This window comes from Microvirga sp. Mcv34, from assembly GCF_024519725.1.
In the GTDB taxonomy this organism is placed as follows: domain Bacteria; phylum Pseudomonadota; class Alphaproteobacteria; order Rhizobiales; family Beijerinckiaceae; genus Microvirga.
On the sequence record NZ_JALJRK010000254.1, the window covers coordinates 1 to 964 of the forward strand.

The 964-nt window shown below is 64.7% G+C and carries 1 protein-coding gene; it reads left to right on the top strand.

Annotation, left to right across the window (positions count from 1 at the left end; translation table 11 throughout):
• Positions 1 to 6: 6 nt before the first annotated feature.
• On the top strand, positions 7 to 964 hold a 958-nt coding region (repC, locus tag OC446_RS30485), incomplete at its 3' end, for a plasmid replication protein RepC (protein WP_262032603.1).

The window sequence follows — 964 nt, forward strand, 5'->3', positions numbered from 1 at the left end:
GGTACGATGCAGCTTGCATCGTCAGGAGGCCGGCGGCTGAGACATGCCGCTCTGGCCGCAAGGAAACTTGCGCTCGAAGCCGAGCGCACGGTGACGCGAAAAGAACTCTCGGCCGCCGCCCGGGACGCGGGTAAGGCGCTCGACCTCAGACCAGCCCAGCGGGCCGTCCTGTCCGAGCTCGTCGCCTGCTGGGGCGAGCAGGAGTGGGACCGGCTGCTGGTCTGGCCATCGAATGACTACCTCATGAGCCGCACCGGCCTGACCGAGCGGGCGATCCGGCGCATCCTGCGCCAGCTGATCGACCTGCAGCTGCTGGCCCCTAAGGACTCACCCAACGGCAAGCGCTATGCCGTCAAGGACCTAGCAGGGCAGGTGGTTGACGCCTTTGGGTTTGATCTCACTCCGGTCTACGCCAGACGAGGCGACTGGGCGGCGATGCTCATCGAGCAGAAGCAGCTCAGAGAGGTGCAGAAGCGGGCATTCGACGAGGTCACGATCTGCAGGCGGGCTGCGGAAGAAGCCCTGGCGGCCCTGGCGGAGCATTTCCCCGAGCTCGACCGCAGCGCGTTCGAAGGGGAGCTGAAGACCTTGCAAGCCCGCACGCCTGCCCGATCCAAGGTGACGCTGCCGGCCGACCTGCTGGAGGCCTGGCAGCTGTTGAGAACCCGATTTGAGGAAGCTTTCTTTGAAGCGGGCAATGCCGGACTCGGAGTCCGTCACTCTAATAACAACAACGGATCTCCTAGTGAGCCTTGTAACAAGGGCTTTCCGAAGAAAGCTGGGGCGGTTCTTCCAACCGAACAACCGTCAGAGCACCTATCACCGGAACTGATCCTTGAGGCCTGCCCCACTCTCGAGGACTACGGCCAGCCGTTGCGGGATCTGGCCGACATCGTCTCGGCCGGCCGCTACCTGCGGGCTTCGCTGGGGGCACATGAGAGCGCCTGGGCCGAGGCCGTGGAGG